The organism is Anaeromyxobacter dehalogenans 2CP-C, from assembly GCF_000013385.1.
Lineage (GTDB): Bacteria > Myxococcota > Myxococcia > Myxococcales > Anaeromyxobacteraceae > Anaeromyxobacter > Anaeromyxobacter dehalogenans_B.
Genome location: NC_007760.1, coordinates 869081 through 889132, shown reverse-complemented (window position 1 = coordinate 889132; position 20052 = coordinate 869081). Strand labels below are relative to the sequence as shown.

At 76.1% G+C, this 20052-nt stretch carries 23 protein-coding genes; 12 read left to right on the top strand and 11 right to left on the bottom strand.

The window, feature by feature from the left end:
* The first annotated feature begins 55 nt into the window (after nt 1-55).
* On the top strand, nt 56-1867 hold the full coding sequence (locus ADEH_RS03950) for a DUF294 nucleotidyltransferase-like domain-containing protein (protein ID WP_011419828.1): 1812 nt from the start codon (nt 56-58) through the stop codon (nt 1865-1867).
* Between the two features lie 9 nt (nt 1868-1876).
* Here the strand turns inward: ADEH_RS03950 and ADEH_RS03945 are convergent, their stop codons facing one another.
* Nucleotides 1877-2734 carry an EAL domain-containing protein gene (locus tag ADEH_RS03945; RefSeq protein ID WP_041453308.1) on the bottom strand — a complete coding sequence of 286 codons (858 nt, stop codon included), beginning with the start codon at nt 2732-2734 and terminating at the stop codon, nt 1877-1879.
* 114 nt (nt 2735-2848) lie between these two features.
* On the opposite strand from ADEH_RS03945, the gene ADEH_RS03940 reads away from it, so the two are divergent.
* Nucleotides 2849-3472: a 3'-5' exonuclease gene (locus ADEH_RS03940; RefSeq protein WP_011419826.1), complete on the top strand. Its 624-nt coding sequence runs from the start codon at nt 2849-2851 to the stop codon at nt 3470-3472.
* A 22-nt stretch (nt 3473-3494) separates the two neighbouring features.
* On the opposite strand, the gene ADEH_RS23260 is transcribed toward ADEH_RS03940, so the two are convergent.
* The 4 genes from ADEH_RS23260 to ADEH_RS03925 all read right to left on the bottom strand — a co-directional run bounded on the left by ADEH_RS23260 (nt 3495) and on the right by ADEH_RS03925 (nt 6461).
* Nucleotides 3495-3632 carry a hypothetical protein gene (locus tag ADEH_RS23260; RefSeq protein WP_012632187.1) on the bottom strand — a complete coding sequence of 46 codons (138 nt, stop codon included), beginning with the start codon at nt 3630-3632 and terminating at the stop codon, nt 3495-3497.
* A 344-nt stretch (nt 3633-3976) separates the two neighbouring features.
* A complete protein-coding gene (locus ADEH_RS03935) occupies nt 3977-4537 on the bottom strand; it encodes a DUF3501 family protein (RefSeq protein ID WP_011419825.1) in 561 nt (186 codons plus the stop codon).
* Nucleotides 4538-4556: 19 nt separating this feature from the next.
* Nucleotides 4557-5924, bottom strand: coding sequence for a heterodisulfide reductase-related iron-sulfur binding cluster (locus tag ADEH_RS03930; protein WP_011419824.1), 1368 nt, complete (start codon nt 5922-5924; stop codon nt 4557-4559).
* 117 nt (nt 5925-6041) lie between these two features.
* Nucleotides 6042-6461 carry a rubrerythrin family protein gene (locus tag ADEH_RS03925; protein WP_011419823.1) on the bottom strand — a complete coding sequence of 140 codons (420 nt, stop codon included), beginning with the start codon at nt 6459-6461 and terminating at the stop codon, nt 6042-6044.
* Nucleotides 6462-6751: 290 nt separating this feature from the next.
* Between ADEH_RS03925 and ADEH_RS03920 the strand changes: the two genes are divergently transcribed.
* Nucleotides 6752-7075: a hypothetical protein gene (locus ADEH_RS03920; protein ID WP_011419822.1), complete on the top strand. Its 324-nt coding sequence runs from the start codon at nt 6752-6754 to the stop codon at nt 7073-7075.
* Between the two features lie 54 nt (nt 7076-7129).
* Here ADEH_RS03920 and ADEH_RS03915 read toward each other — a convergent pair whose 3' ends face one another.
* Genes ADEH_RS03915 through ADEH_RS03905 form a run of 3 tightly spaced genes read right to left on the bottom strand, consistent with a single transcriptional unit; the run spans nt 7130 to nt 9315 of the window.
* Nucleotides 7130-7783, bottom strand: a complete 654-nt coding sequence (locus tag ADEH_RS03915; RefSeq protein ID WP_011419821.1) for a diacylglycerol kinase — start codon at nt 7781-7783, stop codon at nt 7130-7132.
* Between the two features lie 48 nt (nt 7784-7831).
* On the bottom strand, nt 7832-8818 hold the full coding sequence (locus ADEH_RS03910) for a dihydroorotate dehydrogenase-like protein (protein ID WP_011419820.1): 987 nt from the start codon (nt 8816-8818) through the stop codon (nt 7832-7834).
* Between the two features lie 35 nt (nt 8819-8853).
* On the bottom strand, nt 8854-9315 hold the full coding sequence (locus tag ADEH_RS03905; protein ID WP_011419819.1) for a universal stress protein: 462 nt from the start codon (nt 9313-9315) through the stop codon (nt 8854-8856).
* A 117-nt stretch (nt 9316-9432) separates the two neighbouring features.
* On the opposite strand from ADEH_RS03905, the gene rarD reads away from it, so the two are divergent.
* Together rarD and ADEH_RS03895 are read left to right on the top strand one after the other, a co-directional pair.
* Nucleotides 9433-10338, top strand: coding sequence for an EamA family transporter RarD (rarD, locus tag ADEH_RS03900; protein ID WP_011419818.1), 906 nt, complete (start codon nt 9433-9435; stop codon nt 10336-10338).
* Nucleotides 10339-10466: 128 nt separating this feature from the next.
* Nucleotides 10467-11537, top strand: a complete 1071-nt coding sequence (locus ADEH_RS03895; RefSeq protein WP_011419817.1) for a 4Fe-4S binding protein — start codon at nt 10467-10469, stop codon at nt 11535-11537.
* Here ADEH_RS03895 and ADEH_RS03890 read toward each other — a convergent pair.
* Nucleotides 11534-12055 (bottom strand): hypothetical protein, encoded by a 522-nt coding sequence (locus tag ADEH_RS03890; RefSeq protein ID WP_232287421.1) that lies wholly within the window; start codon nt 12053-12055, stop codon nt 11534-11536. The genes ADEH_RS03895 and ADEH_RS03890 overlap by 4 nt on opposite strands.
* 149 nt (nt 12056-12204) lie before the next feature.
* On the opposite strand from ADEH_RS03890, the gene ADEH_RS03885 reads away from it, so the two are divergent.
* Nucleotides 12205-12675: an aminoacyl-tRNA deacylase gene (locus ADEH_RS03885; RefSeq protein ID WP_011419815.1), complete on the top strand. Its 471-nt coding sequence runs from the start codon at nt 12205-12207 to the stop codon at nt 12673-12675.
* Between the two features lie 3 nt (nt 12676-12678).
* Here the strand turns inward: ADEH_RS03885 and ADEH_RS03880 are convergent, their stop codons facing one another.
* On the bottom strand, nt 12679-13158 hold the full coding sequence (locus tag ADEH_RS03880; RefSeq protein WP_011419814.1) for a YbhB/YbcL family Raf kinase inhibitor-like protein: 480 nt from the start codon (nt 13156-13158) through the stop codon (nt 12679-12681).
* A gap of 34 nt (nt 13159-13192) precedes the next feature.
* Nucleotides 13193-14959: a sensor histidine kinase gene (locus ADEH_RS03875; protein ID WP_011419813.1), complete on the bottom strand. Its 1767-nt coding sequence runs from the start codon at nt 14957-14959 to the stop codon at nt 13193-13195.
* 153 nt (nt 14960-15112) lie between these two features.
* On the opposite strand from ADEH_RS03875, the gene ADEH_RS03870 reads away from it, so the two are divergent.
* The 6 genes from ADEH_RS03870 to ADEH_RS03845 all read left to right on the top strand — a co-directional run bounded on the left by ADEH_RS03870 (nt 15113) and on the right by ADEH_RS03845 (nt 20036).
* Nucleotides 15113-15616, top strand: coding sequence for a MarR family winged helix-turn-helix transcriptional regulator (locus ADEH_RS03870; RefSeq protein WP_011419812.1), 504 nt, complete (start codon nt 15113-15115; stop codon nt 15614-15616).
* An 84-nt stretch (nt 15617-15700) separates the two neighbouring features.
* Nucleotides 15701-16465 carry a 5'/3'-nucleotidase SurE gene (gene surE / locus ADEH_RS03865; RefSeq protein ID WP_011419811.1) on the top strand — a complete coding sequence of 255 codons (765 nt, stop codon included), beginning with the start codon at nt 15701-15703 and terminating at the stop codon, nt 16463-16465.
* Entirely contained in the window at nt 16462-17337 is an 876-nt protein-coding gene (locus ADEH_RS03860) for a LysM peptidoglycan-binding domain-containing M23 family metallopeptidase (protein ID WP_011419810.1), read from the top strand. Before surE ends, ADEH_RS03860 begins: the two co-directional genes overlap by 4 nt.
* Before the next feature lie 34 nt (nt 17338-17371).
* Nucleotides 17372-17890: an adenine phosphoribosyltransferase gene (locus ADEH_RS03855; protein ID WP_011419809.1), complete on the top strand. Its 519-nt coding sequence runs from the start codon at nt 17372-17374 to the stop codon at nt 17888-17890.
* Between the two features lie 53 nt (nt 17891-17943).
* A complete protein-coding gene (locus tag ADEH_RS03850) occupies nt 17944-18807 on the top strand; it encodes an MBL fold metallo-hydrolase (protein WP_232287420.1) in 864 nt (287 codons plus the stop codon).
* Nucleotides 18804-20036 (top strand): glycosyltransferase, encoded by a 1233-nt coding sequence (locus ADEH_RS03845; protein ID WP_011419807.1) that lies wholly within the window; start codon nt 18804-18806, stop codon nt 20034-20036. The genes ADEH_RS03850 and ADEH_RS03845 overlap by 4 nt, the downstream gene beginning before the upstream one ends.
* Nucleotides 20037-20052 lie beyond the last annotated feature (16 nt).

The window sequence follows — 20052 nt, the reverse complement described above, 5'->3', positions numbered from 1 at the left end:
CCGCAGCGCCGCACGGCGCGCGAGGGCCCGCGCGCCGCTCTGCTATCCTCGCCGGATGGCCGCCCTCGACCCGGTCGCGTTCGTCCGCGGGACCCCGCCGTTCGACGCGCTCCCGGCGGACGCGTTCCGCGACGCCGCCCGCGCGCTCGAGATCGTGTTCTTCCCGACCGGCACGCGCGTCCTGGAGCGCGGCGGCACGCCCTCCGAGCACCTCTACGTCATCCGCAAGGGCGCGGTGCGGCTCGAGCGCGAGGGCCAGACGCTGCAGCTGCTCGAGGAGGGCGAGGTGTTCGGCTTCACCTCGCTCATCTCCGGCAAGGCGACGCTGGACGTGACCGTCGAGGAGGACCTGCTCGCCTACCGGCTGCCGCGCCAGGAGTTCCAGGCGCTCCTCGCCTACGGGCCGTTCGCCGGGCACTTCGCGTCCGGGCTGGCGGAGCGGCTCCGGAACAGCCTGGAGCGCTCGCAGGTGGCGAGCTTCCAGCCGGACCTGGCGGTGCCGGTCGCGACGCTGCTGCGCGGGCCGGCGGTGCGGATCGCGCCGGCCGCGACGGTCGGCGAGGCGGCGCGCGTGATGGCGGAGCGCGGGGTCGGCTCGCTCATCGTGGACTCGGAGCCGCCCGGGATCGTCACCGACCGTGACTTCCGCGCGCGGGTGCTGGCGCAGGGGCGCGGGCCGGAGACGCCGGTGCTGGACGTGTACACCGCGCCCTTGCGGACCGTGGGCGGCGACGTGCCGGTGTACGAAGCGTGGCGCATCCTGCTCGACTCGGGCGTGCACCACCTGCCCATCACCCGCAACGGCGGCGAGATCGCGGGCGTCCTCACCGCGACCGACCTGCTGAAGTGCACCGCGTCCGGGCCGGTGGCGGTGATGAAGCGGCTGGAGCGGCTGGGCGGCCGCGACGCCCTGCCCGGCTACGGGACCAAGGTGAGCGAGATGGTCTCGGCGCTGTTCGCGGGCGGGCTCGAGCCGACGGTGATCGGCGGGTTCGTGGCGCGGCTGAACGAGACGCTGGCCGGCCGGATCCTGCGCTGGGCCGAGGACGACCTCGGGCCGCCGCCCTGCCCGTACGGCTGGCTGGTGTTCGGCTCCGAGGGGCGCAAGGAGCAGATGATCCTCACCGACCAGGACAACGCGCTCGCCTGGCGCGACGACACGCCCGAGGCGCGGGCCTACTTCGCGGCCATGGCGGAGAAGGCCAACGCGGACCTGGTGGCGGCCGGGTTCCCGAGCTGCCCCGGCGGCTACATGGCGACGCGCTGGCAGGGCTCGCTGGCCGAGTGGGAGGAGCGCTTCCGCGCCTGGCTCGACCGGCCCACGCCGCAGGCGCTGCTGGAGGCGTCCATCTTCTTCGACTTCCGGGTGGCGCAGGGCTCGCTCGACCCCGAGCCGCTCGACGCCATCGTGCGCCGGGCGAAGCACGCGCGCACGTTCCTCGCCGCGATGGCGAAGAGCGCGCTCACCTTCCACGCGCCGGGCGGGCTGATGCTGCGGCTGCGCAGCGAGTCGTCGAAGTTCGACCTGAAGCTGAAGGGCGTGAGCCCGATCGTGTTCCTGGCGCGCGTCTACGGCCTCGAGGCGGGCGCGCGCTCCTCGAACACGCTGGAGCGCCTCGCCGCCGCGGTGAAGGCCGGGCTGATCGAGCAGGACACCTGCGACACGCTCTCCGAGGCGTACCGCTACATCCTGCGCCTGCGCCTGCGCGAGCAGCTCCGGACCATCTCGGACGGGAAGATCCCGTCGAACGTGGTCTCGATGTCCGACCTGTCCTCGATCGAGCGGAGCCGGCTCCGCGACGCGTTCCGCGCCATCGAGGTCTGGCAGGAGCGGGCGTCCTACCACTACCGGACGGATTTGTTCTGAGACGCCGCGCTACCGCCCCGCCACCCGCGCGCGGTCCTTGAACAGGAAGCCCTGCACGAGGTCGAACCCGAGGTCGCGCGCCAGCACGAACTCGGCGGTGGTCTCGACGCCCTCGAGCACGGTGTGCGCGCCGACCTCGCGCGCCATGCGCGTGAGCGCCTGCACCAGCGCGCGGTAGCGCGGGTTCTGGAAGCGCGGGATGAGCGAGCGGTCGAACTTCAGCACCTCCGCCTCGGTCATGGCCTCGAAGGAGAGCAGGCCGTCCACCGCGCCGACGTCGTCGAGCGCCACGGTGACGTGGCGCGAGCGGAGCGACGCGAGCATGTCGCGCGCCGCGAGCGCCTCGGTGCGGGCCAGCGCCTCCGTCACCTCCACCACCACCTTGTTCTGCGCCGAGCCGAACAGCGCCAGGAACGGGTTCTGGTGGCGATCGCCGGCGCGGGTCCACGAGTCGGGGTCGAGGTTCACGAACACCGGCGCCCGGGGCGCGTGCTCGACCTGGTGCAGCTTCAGCGTCAGCTCGGCGCGGAGCAGCAGCGCCGGCTCGTCGCGCAGCAGCGGGAACACGCGGTCGGGCGGGATGGGCCGGCCGCTGCGGTGGCGGAAGCGGGCCAGCGCCTCGAAGGCGACGGTGCGGCCGGTGCGGCAGTGCACGATGGCCTGGTACTCGGTCCAGAAGCGCCCGTCGTCGAGCACGCGGCGGATCTCGTCCAGGTCGAGCGGCCGCGGCAGGCGCGGGCGCGTCTCGACGGTGTGCAGGTCGAACGGGATGGGCGCGGCGGGGGTGGGGTCCACCTCCGGCGGGACGAGACCGTGGAGCTCTGCCTCGACGCCCTCGGGACCGTACTGCCAGGCGACGGCGCTCATCGGCGGGACCCCGGCGCGATGTCCCGGCCCGGGGCGGCCAGGAAGGTGTGCGAAACTAGGGTGTGGTAGGTGACGTCGTGCAAGCGCCTACATGCTGCCACCCGATAGCGCCTCATGCTAGGAAACGACCGCGTGTTCTGGCCCTCCCCTTCGTGGGACAGCGTCGTCTACTGGGCCCTCGACCTGGAAACCGGCGGTCTGGACCCCCGCCGGGACGCGATCCTGGCCGTGGGCATGGTCCCCGTGCGCCAGGGCAGCGTCCGTCTGGGGGAGTCGTTCTCGACCCTGATCCGGCCGGAGGCGGCGGCCGCCGCCATCGACCCGGGCTCGATCCGCGCGCACCAGCTCGTCCCGCACGACGTGGCCACGGCCCCGTCGCTCGACTCGGTGCTGGCGGACGTGGACCTGCGGGCGCGGGAGGGTGCGCTGCTCGTGCACCAGGCGTCGCTCGACGTGGCGTTCCTGAAGCGCGCCTACCGCCGGTGCGGCCGCCGCTGGCCGGAGCCGCCGGTGGTGGACACGGTGGCGCTGCTCATCAAGGCCGCGAAGCGGCAGCGGTTCGTGAACCCGGACGCGCCGTCGATGGAGCCGGACCTGAACCTGCTCGCGGCGCGGCGGCAGCGCGGGCTGCCCGACTACGGCCAGCACGACGCGCTGACCGACGCGGTCGCCACCGCGGAGCTGTTCCTGGTGCTCCGGCGCCAGGTCGCCGCGCGGACCCTGCGCGACCTGCGCTGACCGGGCGAGACGCCCGGGGCGGCTACAGGCCGAGGAGCCCCGCCGCCAGGAGCGCCACGGCGACGGCGGCCGTGAGCCACCCGGTCCAGCGGTGGTCGAGCGCCTCGGTGCGGGCGAGCGCGACGGCCTGGGCGCGGGCGATGCGGGGAGCGCGGGGCATCGGAGTCCTCCGGGCGACGCGGAGCGCGCCGCTCCGGATCCTCGTAACGGCCCCATGGCCCCTCGGCAACGCGGCGGGGGCGCGACCGGCCTCGAGGGCCGGCCGCAGCCGGGGCACCGGGACGCTCCCGGGCAGCCAGCGCGGCCCCTCGGGCGCGGCCCGCCGGAATGCCCGCGACGACGGATGGTGCGTGCGCATCGGCTCCCCCCGTTCGCGCCCCCTACGCCGGCGATCCGGCGCGAACCCAGCCATGGTGCGTCGCCCACAGGGTAGGTGGAACTCGCACGACGGGGGGACAGCCGCGAGGGTGCGGCCCGCGGCCACGCACGGTCGGTGAGCCCCGCCTAGCCGCCGGCCTTCAGGTCGGCCGCGAGCGCCTCGCGCTGCGCCTCGTCGAGGCGGGTCTCCACGGTGAAGGCCGGCAGGTCGCACCCGATCGCGACCGGCGCCTCGCCCCGCACGTCGAACTTCAGGTACTGGACGGAGGAGAGCCGGTCGGTGCCGACCTGCCGCGGGTCGTAGGCGGCGCGCACCTTCTCGCCGGAGGGGAGCAGCAGGTAGAGGTGCTCCGGGAGCTGCAGCCACTCGCGCAGCCGCCGGTCGCGCTCCTCCGGCTCGGCGATCTCGATGAGCAGCGACACGCCCAGCTCGCCGGGCCCGCCCAGCAGCTCGTTGTAGGTGTCGAGCTCGTGCCGGACGTCCTCGTCGCGCGTGATCCGCTCCGCGCGCACCATCTCCTGGATCTGGTAGCGGATGGTGGCCGTGTTCTCGAACAGGAACGTGAGCACGCCGCCCACGTGCACGCGGCGCCGGGCCTTCGCCTGCAGCACCGCGGCGCGGACCTCCTCGCGCGACCGCTCGTAGGTGGACGGGTCGAGGATCTCCTCGCGCCGGACCTTCCTCATCGCTCGCCTCCCTCGCGCCTCATCGCTCGCCTCCGTCGCGCCCCGGCCCGAACCCCTCGCCGCGGTACGCCCGCGCCAGCAGGGTGATCGGGTGCAGCGGCTTCTTGCCCGCGTGCTGCTGGAACTGCACGGCCGCGAGCGGGCAGTCGGTGGCCCACACCTCGGCCTCGGCCGCCTTCATCCCGTCGAACGCCTTCCTGCCCACCCGCTGCGACGGCTCGAAGCCCTCCACCGTCATGGCGAAGGTGCCGTCGTGCCCGCAGCACTCCATCACCGTGGACGCGACCGTGACGCCCGGGATCTTCCGCAGCAGGTCGCGCCCCTTGAAGCCGATCCCCTGCGCGCGCAGGTGGCAGGGCGCGTGGTACGCGACCTTGCCGCCGGGCGGCGCCGACGCGAAGCTCGCGTCGAAGCGCGGCTCGTTGCGGATCGACCAGAGGAACTCCGAGACGTCCATCACCGCCGGCGCGAGCTTCTCGGCGCGGGCCCGGTCCTCGCCCTCGAGCAGGTGCGGCCACTCGCGGCGCATCATCATCGAGCAGGTGGGGTTCACGACCAGCACCTTCGCGCCCCGCTCCACGTACGGCAGGAGCAGCTCGAGGTCGCGGTGCGCCCAGCGGCGGAGCGACTCCAGGTCGCCCGTCTCCCAGGCCGGCATCCCGCAGCACAGGAGGCCCTTCACGACCCGCACGTCCACGCCGTTGCGCTTCAGCACGTAGAGCGCGTCCTTCCCCAGCTCCGGCTCGTTGTGCTGCACGAAGCAGGTCTGGAACAGCACCGCCTCGCCGCCCGGCTCGGCCTGCACGTGCCCGTGCTTCTCCGCCCAGGCGTCGAACGGCTCGGCGGCGAACTCCGGCAGGAGCTTGTCGCGGTGCACGCCGACCACCTTCTCCATGAGCACGCGGAGCGGGCGGGCGCGGTTCGCCACGTTCGCCATCCCGAGCGAGAGGCGCGCCAGCCTGCCGGCGGCGTCCGGGTCGTTCAGCACGCGCTGGCGCAGCGTGGGCGCCTTCCCGCGGCGGTGCACGCCGCGGTAGCGGTGGACCAGCTTCGGGAAGTCGAGCTGGAACTCGTGCCCGTCACGCGGGGTGTACGGGCACTGCACCTCGCACAGCTTGCACTGGAAGCAGGCGTCCATCACCTCGCGGGTCTCGGCCTCGGTGACCCGGGTGACGTCGCCGTCGTGCCGGTCGTCCACGAAGGAGAACAGCTTCGGGAAGCTGTCGCAGTACTTGAAGCACATGCGGCAGCCGTTGCAGATCTCGAACGCCCGCAGCACCTCGCCGTCGAGCGCGGCGCGGTCCCAGTACCGCTCGTCGGTGGGATCGTAGGAGAGGCCCGGGGTGGGCTTGAAGGAGACGGTCTTTCCCTGCGTCGGGGTGCTCATGGGGCGGAGTCTCCCGCGGGATCGGTGGGGACGAAACGACCCGATGCACTCCCCAATGGGGGCGCATCGGGTCGTCGCAGCAGGATCGCCGGCGGGGCCGGCGGACCCGGACGCCGCCTAGGCGATCGTCTTCAGCATCTTGTCGAAGCGGCCGGCGTGCGACTTCTCCGCCTTCGCCAGCGTCTCGAACCAGTCGGCGACCTCCGCGAAGCCCTCCTCGCGCGCCGTCTTCGCCATGCCCGGGTACATGTCGGTGTACTCGTGGGTCTCGCCGGCGATGGCGGCCTTGAGGTTCGCCACGCTGTCGCCGATCGGGAGGCCGGTGGCGGGATCGCCGACCGGCTTCAGGAAGTCCATGTGGCCGTGCGCGTGGCCGGTCTCGCCCTCGGCGGTGTCGCGGAAGTTCGCGGCGACCTCCGGGTAGCCCTCCACGTCGGCGATCTTCGCGAAGTACAGGTAGCGGCGGTTGGCCTGCGACTCACCCGCGAACGCGTCCTTGAGGTTCTGCTCGGTCTTGCTTCCCTTCAGCTGGGCCATGTCATTGCTCCTTCTTCGGGTGAGGGTGATCGATCCGTGCTCGGGCGGAGCCGCGACTTCCGGGCGGGCACGCGGCGTGCCCGCCGGGAACACCGGCGCTCGGGCCGTCGCTCGTTGCGGTGGGGGAGTGGTAGCCACGGCGGCGCCCGATTCATAGACCCTGTGGGGGCTGTGCGGCGCATCGCGCCGTTCACGGTACGTCAATGGCGGGCCGCGCGCGCCCGCGGCCGAGGGCGCGGGGGCGCGCGGGCGGGCCCACGGCCGCCGGCGCGCTGCGGGGAGGCTCGCCGGTGAGCACCGTCGGTGCGGAGGGCACCATGGCGGATCCCGACGCGCGCCAGCGCGAGCGCGAGCTGCGCCTGCGGCGCGAGCAGGAGCTGAAGGACCTCGAGACCGAGAACACGCACGGCGAGCGGCCGCTCGAGGGGCTGTCGTCGGCGCCCACCACGTGGACGCAGGAGCAGGACGACCGCGAGGCCGAGCGGGTGCACGGCGACGACGAGCCGGAGGCGCAGGCGCGGTCGCTGGCGCAGATCCCGCCCGCGCCCGACGATCGGCGCCTGCCGGAGCGCGGGGATCCGGGGCCCGACCGCGAGGAGCCGGACCCGAGCTGATCCGCTCCTCCGCTCGCCCCGAGCTCCGTCGAACGGCGCGCGTCGCGCGCCGCCTCAGCGGTCGCCGCGGCGGCGGGCGGCGTCCGCGGCGAGCGCGAGGAGCAGCGCCGCGGCGGCGGTGCCGGCCTGGCCCTCGGCCGCGCGCGCGAGCGGCACGAGGCCGGCGAGGCCGCCCGCGGCGAGCATCGCCCGCAGCCCGCGACCGCCGGGCAGCGGCCCCGGGAGCAGGCCCGCGGCGGCGGCGGCGCCGAGCGCGCCGGCGGCGGCGGGGGCGAGCGCGGTCGCCCGGGCCCAGATCGCCGGCCAGGCGGGCGGGAGGATGGCGAGGAACGCGAGCACGCTCCCCGCCGCGAGCGCCAGCACCGCGCCGGCGGCGGCGTCCTTCGCGATGCGCGCGCCCTCGCTGCGCCCGGGCGAGGCGAGGTCCACCGCCGCCTCGAGCGCCGAGTTGGCCGCCTCCGCCGCGGGCACGAGCGCCACCAGCGCGAGCAGCAGCGCCCGCTCGCCGGGCGAGATGGGCGCCGCGGCCGCGAACGCGGCGGCGAGCACGCCGAGCGCGAGGTGGATGCGGAGGTTGCGATCGCGGATGGCGGTCTCGGCGAGCCCGGTCCAGGCGAAGCCGAAGCTGGCGGCCAGCCCGTGGCGGCCGCGCGCGGGCGGCGGCGGGGGCGCGGGGACGGGCTCGCGGGCGCGCATGGTGGCGGGCATGGTGCCACGGACGCGGGGCCGGGCGCGAGCGCCGCCGGCCGCGGCCGGTCAGATGTTCTGCGAGAGGATCAGGTGCACGTACTGGGCGCGCTCGTAGGCGCCCGGGTCCTGCACCGCGCGCTGCGAGAGCAGGCCCCGGAGCTCGTCCAGCGTGGCGGTGCCGCGGCGGTCGAGCCAGTCGTCGATGCCGGCCACGATCTTGCCGAGCTGCGGGACCCCGTGCCGGACCAGCGTCGAGGCCACCTGCACCACCTGCGCGCCCGCCAGGATCTGCTTCACCGCGCCGAGCGCGTCGTGCACGCCGGTGGTGGCGGCGAGGTGCGCCCGGACGCGGCCGTGCAGGATCCCGATCCAGCGCAGCGGGACGAGCGCCTCGGCCGGCGTGGAGAGCGACATGGTGGGCACCGCCGCCATGCGCTCGAGCGACAGGTCGGGCTGCAGGAAGCGGTTGAACAGGACGATCCCGTTCACGCCGAGCGCGTCGAGCCGCGCGCAGAAGTGGGCGAGCGCGGTGAAGTACGGCGAGAGCTTCACCGCCACCGGGATGGTCACCGCCTCGCGCACGGCCGAGACCGCCTCCAGGTAGCGCGCCTCCACCTCGGCCGCGCTCACCGCCGGGTCCGCCTCCACCGCGTAGAGGTTCAGCTCGAGCGCGTCGGCGCCGGCCTGCTCGATGTCGCGGGCGAACTCGGTCCAGCCGCCGGCGGCCGAGCCGTTCAGGCTGGCGATGACCGGGATCTCCAGCGCGCGCTTGGCGCGCTCGACGAGCGACAGGTACTCGTGCGGCCCGACCCGCTGCGGCGGGAAGTGGGCGCGCACGTCGGGGCTCGCCCAGGCCGCGCCGTCGAGCGCCGCGGCGATGGTCGCGCCGGGCGCCTCGAGCTGCTCCTCGAACAGCGAGCGGAGCACCACCGCGCCGGCGCCGTGCGCCTCCGCCGCCTGCAGGTTCTCCACCCGGTTCGACAGGGCGGACGAGGCGAGCACGACCGGGCTCGGCAGCGCGAGCCCCATGTACTCGGTGACGAGGTCGGCCATGCGTCTCCCCGGGCGGCGCCGTCCGCCGCCCTCCCCTACTTCGCCGGACCGTGCGGGTGCACGGTGACGACCGGACAGCGCGCGCGGCGCACCACCCGCTCCGCGATCGAGCCCATGAGCGCGTGCTCCAGGCCGGTGCGCCCGTGCGTCCCGAGCACCAGCACGTCGGCGCGCTGGTCCGCCGCCCACCCCACGATCTCGGTGGCCGGCTCGCCCACCGCCGTGGCGGTGTCCACGGCGGGCGCGCCCAGCGCCTCGGCCTCGCGGCGCCACTCGTCGAGGTGCCGCTTCGCCTGCTCGGCCAGGTCCTGCATCATCTTCGGGCTCGCCACCACCGAGCCGTCGGGGAACGTGTAGCCGGGCACCGGGTAGGCGTGGAGGAGCGTGAGCGAGCCCGCGTTCCGCCGGGCCAGGTCCGCGGCGACCTCCATCGCCGCGCGCGAGGCGTCGGAGAAGTCGATGGGGCAGCAGATCCGCTTCCAGTCCGCGTTCGGCATCGCGTCCCCTCTTTCCTGGAGGTCCGCAGGGGATCCTAACCTCCGGGCCGCCGTGCGGACAGGCCGGAGGGGGGAATCCGGTGCGCCTTCCCGCGCAGGGCCTTAGGATGCCGCCCCGTGGAACCCCGGTCCCGAGGCCTCGCCTACGCGCTCGCCGCCTACCTGCTGTGGGGCGCGTTCCCCCTCTACTTCAAGGCGCTGCACGGCGTCCCCGCCCCCGAGATCCTGGCGCACCGGGTGCTCTGGTCGGTGGTCCTGCTCGCCGGGATCGTGTTCCTGGGCGGGCGGACCCCCCTGCTCCGCGACGCGCTCCGGCCCGGCCGGCGCGGCGTGCTCGCGGTGACCGCGGTGCTCATCGCGGCGAACTGGCTCATCTACATCTGGGCGGTCAACGCCGGGCGCGTGCTGGAGGCGAGCCTCGGGTACTTCGTGAACCCGCTCGTCAACGTGCTGCTCGGGATGGCGTTCCTGCGCGAGCGCCTCTCGCGCGTGCAGGCGTTCGCGGTGGCGCTGGCCGGCGCCGGCGTGGCGGTCCTGGTGGTGCGGCTCGGGACGGTGCCCTGGCTGCCGCTCAGCCTCGCGCTCTCGTTCGGCCTCTACGGCCTGCTCCGCAAGCGGGCCGGCATCGATCCCATCGGCGGCCTCCTGGCCGAGACCGCGCTGCTCGCCCCGGTGGCGCTCGCCTACCTCGTGCTGCGCGGCGCCGGCGGCGAGGGCGCCTTCGGCCACGGCGCCTGGCGCACCGCGCTCCTCGTCGCGGCCGGCCCGGTCACCACGGTGCCGCTGGTCTGGTTCGCGATCGGCGTCCGGAGCCTGCGCCTCTCGACCATGGGGCTCGTCCAGTACGTCACGCCGACGATCCAGTTCCTGATGGCCGTCGCACTGTTCCGGGAGCCGTTCACCCGCACCCACGCCGTCGCCTTCGGGTGCATCTGGGCCTCGCTGGCGGCGTACACCTGGGACGCGCTCGCGCGCGTCCGGCGCGTCGAGGCGGCGGCCTCGGAGGCCGCCCGGGCGGCCTGAGGCCGGCGCGGACCTCGGGCGGGAATCCGGCGGGGGCGGCGGGCGTTGCACCGGCCGAGCCCCCGCCCGATGGTGCTGCGGGGGTGGGCGAGGTAGGTTCGCGCCGCTCCCGCACCGCAAGGCTCCCCGTGAACCCGAAGCTCGACGTCCTCCCCTCCGCGCTCCCGACCCCGCCCCCGCCCGCCCCCGAGCGCGGCGCCCGCTGGACCAACCCCTGGCGCGCGCTGCCCCGGGTCCGCTGGGCGGTGCAGCTCGCTTACCTGGCGTTCCTGCTGCTGGTCGGCTGGCAGTTCATGCGGTTCTACGACGCGGTCCGGGGCGGCGGGCCCATCGACGTGGCGCGCCCGCCGTCGGTCGAGGCGTTCCTGCCGATCGCCGCGCTCGTCTCGCTGAAGCGCTTCCTGCTCACGCGCTACTGGGACGAGATCCACCCGGCCGGCCTCACCATCCTGCTCGCGGCGCTGACCACCGCGTTCGTGGCGCGCAAGGCGTTCTGCTCCTGGGTCTGCCCGGTGGGCACGATCTCGCGCGCGTTCTGGTGGCTCGGCCGCAAGCTCCTGTGGCGCCGGGGCTGGCCGGCGGTGCCCCGCTGGCTGGACCTGCCGCTCGCCTCGCTGAAGTACCTCCTGCTCGGCTTCTTCGTCTGGACGGTGTTCGTGCAGATGCCGCTCGCCGCGATCGAGGGCTTCATGCAGGCGCCCTACAACGTGGTCGCCGACGCGAAGATGCTGGAGCTGCTGCTCCACCCCTCGACCACGTTCCTCACGGTGGTCGGCGTCCTCGCGGCGCTCTCGCTGGTGGTGAAGCACTTCTGGTGCCGGTACCTGTGCCCGTACGGCGCGCTCCTCGGCGTGGTGAGCTGGTTCTCGCCGGTGTCGGTGCGCCGCGACCCGGAGGCCTGCAACGACTGCCGCGCCTGCACCCGCGCCTGCCCCAACGAGATCCAGGTCCACGCCAAGCTCCGCGTGCTCTCCACCGAGTGCACCGGCTGCATGTCGTGCGTCGCGGCCTGCACCACGCGCGACTGCCTCGGCGTCACGCGGAAGGGCGCGCGGACGCTCTCCCCCTGGCTCGTGCCGGCGCTGACGCTCGGGGTGATGGTCGGGTTCTGGGCGATCGCCGCGGCGACCGGGTTCTGGCAGACGATCGTGCCGCCCGAGGCGTTCCGCTGGGCGTACCGGGTGATGGGGATCGGCTAGCCCTGCCCGCCGGGCGCGCGGGCCGCGCCGGCCCGCCGCCGGCCCCCCAGCCCGTGCGCGGCCGCGGAGACGGCCACCACCGCGGCGAGCGCGAGGCCCCAGCCGACCGCCACCACCCACGCCGGCCGGCCGAACAGCATCGGGAAGCCGAGCAGCCAGGCGAGCGCCGAGAGGGAGGCCGCGGCCGCGGTGCGCGCCAGGCCGAACACCGAGACGCCGCGCCGGGTCAGCACCTCGACCCCGAGCACGCCGCCCGCCACCAGCGCCGACAGGCCCGGGCCGATGAGCAGCAGGTACAGCCCGACCAGCGCGTCGCCGGAGGTGCGCGGGACGAGGGCCTGCGCCGCGAGCGCGAGCGCGATCGCCCCCGCCGCACCCGCGGCGCCGCCCGCGGCGCGCTGGGCGAACGCGCGCGCGCCGGCGGTCCGGACGCCGGCGCTCACCGCCGCGGCGAGCACGGCCGCGAGGACCAGCAGCACGGGCGCGAACGCGCCGGCGGGATCGGCGGGCGGGGGCACCGCCGGACTGTAGCGCATCCCGGCGCCGCGGCGCGGCGAGATGTCGCACCGCGGCCGGGCGCCTGGCCCGCGGGTGGGGTTCCACCTGGGCGCCTCCCGCCGGGGCTGCGGGGTGGATATGGGTCAGCGCGTACGAAGAGGAGGGCGCCATGATCCCCGAGCGCATCGACCGGTACCTGCGCGCGCACCACCCCGGCTGCGCGCACACCACCCACCTGCGCACGGTGGCGGCGCAGCGCCTCGCGGCCGCGGAGCACGTGAGCGGCACGCGGGTGGCGAAGACGGTGGTGGTGAGCCTCGACGGCGCCCTGGTGCTGGCGGTGGTGGGCGCGGACCGCGTGGTGGACCTCGACGTGCTGCGGGCCGCGAGCGGCGCGGCGCAGGCAGGGTTCGTCCCGGAGGCCGCGTTCGCGCGCCGCTTCGAGCCGTGCGAGGCCGGCGCGGAGCCGCCGCTCGGCGTGTTCGGCCTGCCCATCTACGTGGACGCGGCGCTCGCCCAGCAGCCCTGGATCGTCATGCGCGGCGGCACGCACGAGGACGCGGTCCGGCTGCGCACCGACGAGTGGCTGCGCGAGGAGCACGCCGCGGTGGTGGACGAGCTGGGCCGGGCGCGGACGTAGCGATCAGCGGCCTCGCTTCTGGTAGGTGCCCATGAGCTGGGCCTGCTCGAGCACGTGCCCGCGGAGCGCCTCGAGCACGCGCGCGCGGGTGGGGCGGCCCAGGTCGCCGAGCGGCGCGTCGAGCGCGTAGAGCGTGAAGAAGTAGCGGTGCCGGCCGATGGGCGGGCAGGGCCCGCCGTAGCCGGTGCGCTTCCAGTCGTTCAGCCCCTCGCGCGTCCCCGGCGGCAGCGCCGCGGGCGCGAGGCCCTCCGCCAGGCCGGCGGTGGACGGCGGCAGGTCGTACAGGATCCAGTGCGACCACTCGGTGCGCGGCGCGGCCGGATCCGGCGCGTCGGGGTCGTCCACCACGAGCGCCAGCGCGCGGGCCGCGGCGGGCACGCCGGAGAAGCGGAGCGCGGGCGAGACGTCCTCGCCCTCGCAGGTGTGGCGCGCGGGGATCTCGGCCCCCGGGGCGAACGCGGTCGAGTCGATGGCGAGCGGCACGCGGCCTCCTCCCTGCCGGCGGCGGGTGGCGCCGTCAGCCGCGGTCGATGGGCAGCTCGACCGTGAAGGTGGCGCCCCGGGACGGGGCGCTGTCCAGGCGCACGCTGCCGCCGTGCGCGTCCACCAGCTTGCGCACGATCCACAGCCCGAGCCCGAGGCCGGGGTACTGGCGGGCCGGGGCGGCGCGCTCGAAGCGCTCGAAGATGCGGGCGTGGTGCTCGGGCGCGATGCCGATCCCCTGGTCGGCGACCTCCAGCACCGCCCGCCCCTCGCCCGCCCGCACCACCACCCGCACCTCGCCGCCCCGCCCGTACTTCATGGCGTTCGAGAGCAGGTTCGTGATCACCTGGTCGAGCCGCTGGACGTCCACGGTGCACGGCACCGGCGCCGGCGCGTCCAGCACCACCGGGCAGTCCGCCTCCTCCGCCTCGTCGGCCGCCCGCGCCACCGCGTCGCGCGCGAGCTGGGCGAGGTCGGCCGGCTCGGGCTGGAGCTGGATGCGGCCGGTGGAGATGCGCGACACGTCGAGGAGGAGGTCGGACAGGCGCGCCAGCCGCTCGGCCTGCCGCGCCACCTTGCGCAGGCGGCCGTCGAGCGCGCTCCCCCGCTCCGCGCGCACGTCGCGCGCCAGCAGGTCCACCGCCAGGCGCAGGTTGCCGAGCGGGCCGCGCAGCTCGTGCGAGGCGACGTGCAGGAACTCCTCCCGCGCCTCGGCCCCCCGCTGCACCTCCCGGAACAGCCGCGCGTGCGCGAGCGCCAGCGCGGTGCGCCGCGCCACGTCGGCGAGCAGCGCCAGGTCGCCGGGCCCGCGACAGCGGGTGGGATCCGCGCTGGCCGCGACGAGCGCGCCCAGGCTCCGGCCCTGCACCGACAGGCCCGCGGCCGCCACCGTCATCGGCCGGGCGTCCCCGTCGCGCGGCCCGACCACGAGCGGCGCGCCGCCGGACAGCGCGGCCTCGAGCCCACCCTGCCGCTCCTCCACGAGCGCCAGCGCCTGCGCGCCCAGCCCCGCCGCGTCCGCCTGCGCCACCGGCTCGAGCGCGCCTCCGGGCCCCGGCAGCAGCACCGCCGCGAACTCGCACAGCGCCGGCACGGCGGTCCGGACCACGCCGTCCAGCAGCTCGGCCTCGTCCAGCCGGTCGGCGAGGAGCGCCGCGAGCGCGTCGAGGAACGCGAGCCGTTGCTGCGCCGCCACCGCCGCGGCGCGGGCCACGCGCTCCGCGAGCAGCAGCCGGGCGCGGTCGAGCGCCTGCGCCGCCTGGCTCGCGAGCGACTCGGCGAACGCGCGCGCCTCCGGCGTGAACGTCTGCTCGGCCTCGAACGAGACCGCGAGCACGCCGATCACGCGGTCGCGCACGCGGAGCGGCAGCGCCGCGAGCGCGCCGCCCGGCGCCATGACCTGCCTGCGCAGCTCGGCAACCAGCGGATAGCGCGCGGCCAGCTCGGCCTCGTTCGCCAGCAGCACCGGCTCTCCCCGCCGCCACGCGTCGGTGGCCGGGGTGCGGTCGAGCCTGCCCGCCGCGTGCGCGACCGGCTCTGGAACGCCGGCCGACCGGAGCACGTCGAGCAGGCCGCCGCTCCCCGGGACGAGCAGGAAGCCGTGGGAGCCGCCCAGCGCCGCGATGCCCTCCCGCAGCGCGACGTCCGCCACCTCGTCGGGCGTGCGAGCGCCCGACAGGGCCGCCGTCACCGCCTGCAGGCGCCCGATCCGCGCCGCGGCCGCCTCGGCAGCCTGGCGGGCAGCGTGCTCGGACTCCCACGCGTCCGGCGCCGGCGGCTGCGCTGACTCCCGATGGCTCATGGTGCGTCCCCCGACGAGCACCCAGCCGTCGCATTCGACACCACCCATCCGAGGACTACAAGGCGACATGGAGCCCGGTGCGACTACCGCAAAAGAGTCATCGCTGCGCGGTTTGGGCTTGGACGAACGCCCCGGCCGGGACACACTGGCGCCATGGGTGGGAAGCCGCAGAGGAACGGCGCGGTGGGGCGCGAGCCCGCGCAGCGGGACCGGGCGGACGGAGCCGAGCTCGGGCCGGTGCTCGAGTTCATGGGCGCGCTCTGGACCATGGACCACGCGCTGCAGTCCGCGTCGAAGCGGATGGAGGCGCGGCACGGCGTGACCGGTCCGCAGCGGCTCGTGATCCGGATCGTCGGCCGCTACCCGGGGATCTCGGCGGGCGAGCTCGCCGCGATCCTGCACCTGCACCCGAGCACGCTCACCGGCGTGCTGAAGCGGCTCGCCGGGCGCGGGCTGCTCGAGCGCGTGGCCGACCCGGGCGACGCGCGGCGCGCGCTGCTGCGGCTCACGCGGCGCGGGCGCGAGCTGAACGCGCTGAAGGGCGGCACGGTGGAGCACGCGGTGCGCCGCGCGCTCGCGCAGGTCGAGCCGCGCACCGTGAGCGCCGCGCGCGCCCTCGCCGCCGCGATCGCCGCGGAGCTCGACCGCCTCGGCTGATCGCGCGCGCGCGCAGACGGACGCCGCGGAGATCGCGGCGCGCGTCGCCTGGCGGCGCGCGGGGATGGTGGTAGATTCTCGCGCGTGCGGGTCCTGCTCTCCAACGACGACGGCGTCCACGCGGCCGGCCTGAGGGCCCTCGCCGAGGCGTTCCACGGCGACGAGGTCTGGGTGGTGGCGCCGGATCGCGAGCAGTCCGCCTCCTCGCACGCCATCTCGCTGCACCGGCCGCTCCGGCTGCTGGAGGTCGCGCCGCGCTGGTACGCGGTGGACGGCACGCCCACCGACGCCGTGTACATGGGGCTCAACCTGGTGCTGCGCGACGCCCGCCCGGACGTGGTGGTCTCGGGCGTCAACCACGGCCCGAACCTCGGCAACGACGTGCTGTACTCCGGCACGGTGGCCGCGGCGATGGAGGGCGCGCTGCTCGGCGTGAACGCCGTCGCGGTGTCGCTCGCCGCGCCGCCGCCGCACGACTTCGGCGAGGCGGCCCGGTTCGCCGCGGCGCTCGCCCGGCAGGTGGTGGCGCGGCCGCCGCCCGCGCCCGTGCTCCTCAACGTGAACGTCCCGCCCGGCCCGGTGCGCGGCTACCGCTTCACGCGGCTCGGCCGGCGCACCTACGGCAACGAGGTGGTGGAGAAGACCGATCCGCGCGGCCGCAAGTACTACTGGATCGGCGGCGAGGGGCGCGTCCACAACGAGGACATCCCCGGCTCCGACTGCAACGCGGTGCTGCTGGAGCGGCTCGCGGCGGTGACGCCGCTCCACCTCGACGGCACGCACGACCCGATGTTCCAGGAGCTGCGGAGCTGGACCGTGCCCGGCTACGAGAAGGAGCCGGCCCCGTGATCCGCCGGGCGGCCCTCGCCGCCGCGGCGCTCGCGCTCCTCCCCGGCTGCCCCGCGAAGCCGCCGGTGATCCGCCCCTCGCAGCCCGCTGCCCGGCCCTTGCCCATCCCGCTCCAGGCGCCGGCCGGCCACGACGAGCCGGCGCTGGCCGGGATCGTCCACGTGGTGCGGCGGGGCGAGACGCTGTACCGGATCGCCCGCGCCTACGGCATCGACCCCGCCGACCTGATGGAGACGAACGGCATCGCCGACCCGCGCAACGTGGCGGTCGGGACCGAGCTGTTCGTGCCCGGCGCGAGCGCGCCCGCCGAGGTGACGCCGTATCCCGGCCCGATGCCGGCCGGCCCCGCGCCGTCGCCCGGGGCGTCGAGGCCGTCGCCGGCCGTCGCGTCGGCCGCGCCGGCGGTCCCGGCCGCACGCGCCCCCGCCGCGGGCCGCGCCGATCTCGTGGCGGCGCCGCCGCGCGAGCCCGACGACGGGCCGCCGGTCGTCCGCCAGGGCGCCCCGTCGCGCCTCGGCTGGCCGCTCAAGGGCGTGCTGTACGGGCGCTACGGCGTCCGCGCCGGCCAGCGGCACGACGGCATCGACATCGCGGCGCCGGAGGGGACGCCGGTGCTGGCCGCGGCGGACGGCAGCGTCATCTACGCCGGCGAGCAGGCCGGCTACGGCGCGGTGGTGATCCTGCGCCACGACGGCGGGCTGGTGACGCTCTACGCGCACAACTCCGAGGTGCTGGTGAAGGAGGGCGCGCGGGTCGGCCGCGGCCAGCCCATCGCGCGCGTGGGCCAGACCGGCCGGACCACCGGCCCGCACCTGCACTTCGAGGTGCGGGAGGGGACGCGGCCGCGCAACCCGCTGCTCTTCCTGCCCTGAAGTCGGCGCGGATCCCGTGGTAAGGTGCGCCCCCATGATGGACGCCGTCCGCGCCAGGATCCGCGACGTTCCCGACTTCCCGAAGAAGGGGATCGTCTTCAAGGACATCACGCCGGTCCTCTCGGATCCGCACACGTTCCGCGAGGTGATCGACGCCTTCGTCGGGCGCTGGAAGGGCGAGCGCGTGGACAAGGTGATCGGGATCGAGTCGCGCGGCTTCATCTTCGCGGCGCCCATCGCCTACGCGCTCGGCGCCGGCTTCACCATCGTGCGCAAGCCGGGGAAGCTGCCCTGGGAGACCATCCGCGAGGTCTACGCGCTGGAGTACGGCGAGGGCGCGCTGGAGCTGCACATCGACGCCATCGGGCCCGGCGACCGGGTGCTGGTGGTGGACGACGTGCTCGCCACCGGCGGCACCGCCGGCGCGGCGGGGCGGCTGGTGGCCCGGCAGGGCGCGGAGCTGCTCGGGTACTCGTTCCTGGCGGAGCTCTCCTTCCTGAACGGCGCGCGCCAGCTCGGCCACGCCAAGGTCCACTCGCTGCTCACGTTCTGAGCGTGAACGCGGCGGCGCGTGCCCGTCCCGTCCGCCGCGCTTATGATCGCGGCGTGACCGTGACCGCGCCCGCGCACCGCACGCTCAAGTTCCTCGGCACCGCCGGCGCGCGCTTCGCCGTGTCCACCCAGCTCCGCCACTCCGGCGGGCTGGTCTGGTCGCTCGGCGGCGCCACGATCTGGGTCGATCCCGGCCCCGGCGCGCTGGTCCGCGCGCTCTCCTCGCGGCCGAAGATCGACCCCGCCAAGGTGGACGCGCTGGTGATCACGCACCGGCACCTCGATCACGCGGGCGACGCCACCGCGGTGGTGGAGGCCATGACGCGCGGCGGGTTCTCGCCGCGCGGGACCCTGCTCGCGCCCCGCGACGCGCTCGAGACCGAGCCTGTGGTGTTCCGATACGCGCAGGCGTTCCCGGCGCGCGTCGGCGTGCTCGCGCCCGGCGCGCGCCACGCGCTCGCGCCCGGGGTGACGCTCGAGACGCCCGTCGCGCACGACCACGGGGTCGAGACCTACGGGTACCTGCTCACCGCGCCCGGCCTCCGCGCCGGCCACGTGGTGGACACGTTCTGGATGGACGCGCTGCCGGAGGCGTACGCGGGGGTCGATCTCCTGCTGGTGAACACCACCCGCCTGCAGGGCGGCGACCGCCGCTACCTGCACCTCGGCGCGGACGACGCGGAGCGGCTCGTGGCGGCCGTGCGGCCGCGCCTCGCGGTGCTCACGCACCTCGGCATGCAGCTCCCGCCGCGCAAGGCCGACGCCGCGGCGCTCGAGATCTCGCGGCGCACCGGGGTGCCCACCGTGGCGGCGCGGGACGGGTGGCTCCTCGACCTCGACGATCTCCCCGCCGCCGCGGCGCGGGCCCGGTCGCGCGCGCCGCAGGCGCCGGCCCCGGACGGCGGGCCGGCCGCGTGAGCGCGCTCGCCGTCGCGCTCGCGGCGCTGGCGCTCGCGGGGTGGGCGCGGGTGGCGTGGAGCGGCCTGCGCAGCGATCGCGCGCTGGCCCGGCTCGAGGACCTCCCCCTGCCGCGCGAGGTGCCGCGGGTGTCGGTGGTGGTCCCGTGCCGCGACGAGGCCCCGCACGTGGAGCGGGCGGTGCGGTCGCTGCTGGCGCAGGACCTGCCCGGCCTGGAGGTGGTGGCGGTGGACGACCGCTCCGGCGACGCGACCGGCGCGATCCTCGACCGGGTCGCCGCGGCCGAGCCCCGCCTCTCGGTGGTGCACGTGCGCGAGCTGCCCGCCGGCTGGCTGGGGAAGAACCACGCCTGCGCCGCCGGGGCGCGGCGCGCGCGGGGCGAGTGGCTGCTGTTCACCGACGGCGACGTCGTGTTCGGGCCGGGGGCGCTGCGCCGCGCGGTCGGCCACGCCGAGGCGCTCGGGCTCGGCCACCTCGCCGCCGCGCCGCGCTTCGTCGCCCCCGGGACGCTGGAGCGCGCGTTCGTGGCGGCGTTCGCGGCGTTCGCGGCCGGGGCGTTCCGGGTGTGGGAGCTGCCGCGCGCCGGGACGCGCGGGTTCGCCGGGGTGGGCGCGTTCAACCTGGTCCGGCGCGACGCCTACGACGCGGTGGGCGGGCACGCGCGGCTGCGCCTCGAGGTGGTGGACGACGTGAAGCTCGGGCTGCTGCTGCGCCGCAGCGGCGTGCCGCAGGGGCTCGTGAACGGCGGGGCGCTCGTGTCGGTCCGCTGGCAGCACGGCTTCGTCCGGTCCGTGCTGGGGCTGGTGAAGAACGCGTTCGCCGGCGCGGAGTACCGGGTGGCCCGCGCGCTCGGGGTGGCGCTGTGGGCGATGTTCCTCGGCGCGGCGCCGCTCGCCCTCGCGCTCGCCGCGCCCGCCGGCCTGGCCCGCGCGCTCGGCGCGCTCGCCCTCGCGCTGTCCGCCGCGGTGCTCGGCGTGACCGCCCGGCGGGTGGCGGGCGGGGGCGGCGCCGAGGGGCTGCTCATGCCGCCCTGCACCGTGCTGCTCGGGGCGGTGCTGCTCGCCAGCGCCGCCGCGGCCGCGTGGCGCGGGGGCGTGGTGTGGCGCGGCACGTTCTACCCGCTCGCAGCGCTGCGGCAGGGCTGCCTGCGGCGCGCGGACCTCCCTGCGGCGGGCGCGGCCGGCTGGCCGCACGCCCCGGCCGAGCGGGCGCGGCGGAGCGCGCCGTGACGCCGCTTCGGTGATA

What these genes read in the sequence shown, in the direction of transcription:
- ADEH_RS03930 (WP_011419824.1), bottom strand. Translation starts at nt 5,924, where the DNA reads ATGAGCACCCCGACGCAGGGAAAGACCGTCTCCTTCAAGCCCACCCCG.
- ADEH_RS03875 (WP_011419813.1), bottom strand. Translation starts at nt 14,959, where the DNA reads ATGAGCCATCGGGAGTCAGCGCAGCCGCCGGCGCCGGACGCGTGGGAG.
- ADEH_RS03885 (WP_011419815.1), top strand. Translation starts at nt 12,205, where the DNA reads ATGATCCCCGAGCGCATCGACCGGTACCTGCGCGCGCACCACCCCGGC.
- ADEH_RS03925 (WP_011419823.1), bottom strand. Translation starts at nt 6,461, where the DNA reads ATGGCCCAGCTGAAGGGAAGCAAGACCGAGCAGAACCTCAAGGACGCG.
- ADEH_RS03940 (WP_011419826.1), top strand. Translation starts at nt 2,849, where the DNA reads ATGCTAGGAAACGACCGCGTGTTCTGGCCCTCCCCTTCGTGGGACAGC.
- ADEH_RS03950 (WP_011419828.1), top strand. Translation starts at nt 56, where the DNA reads ATGGCCGCCCTCGACCCGGTCGCGTTCGTCCGCGGGACCCCGCCGTTC.
- ADEH_RS03915 (WP_011419821.1), bottom strand. Translation starts at nt 7,783, where the DNA reads ATGCCCGCCACCATGCGCGCCCGCGAGCCCGTCCCCGCGCCCCCGCCG.
- ADEH_RS23260 (WP_012632187.1), bottom strand. Translation starts at nt 3,632, where the DNA reads ATGCCCCGCGCTCCCCGCATCGCCCGCGCCCAGGCCGTCGCGCTCGCC.
- ADEH_RS03905 (WP_011419819.1), bottom strand. Translation starts at nt 9,315, where the DNA reads ATGCCGAACGCGGACTGGAAGCGGATCTGCTGCCCCATCGACTTCTCC.
- ADEH_RS03935 (WP_011419825.1), bottom strand. Translation starts at nt 4,537, where the DNA reads ATGAGGAAGGTCCGGCGCGAGGAGATCCTCGACCCGTCCACCTACGAG.
- ADEH_RS03870 (WP_011419812.1), top strand. Translation starts at nt 15,113, where the DNA reads ATGGGTGGGAAGCCGCAGAGGAACGGCGCGGTGGGGCGCGAGCCCGCG.
- ADEH_RS03855 (WP_011419809.1), top strand. Translation starts at nt 17,372, where the DNA reads ATGATGGACGCCGTCCGCGCCAGGATCCGCGACGTTCCCGACTTCCCG.
- ADEH_RS03910 (WP_011419820.1), bottom strand. Translation starts at nt 8,818, where the DNA reads ATGGCCGACCTCGTCACCGAGTACATGGGGCTCGCGCTGCCGAGCCCG.
- ADEH_RS03945 (WP_041453308.1), bottom strand. Translation starts at nt 2,734, where the DNA reads ATGAGCGCCGTCGCCTGGCAGTACGGTCCCGAGGGCGTCGAGGCAGAG.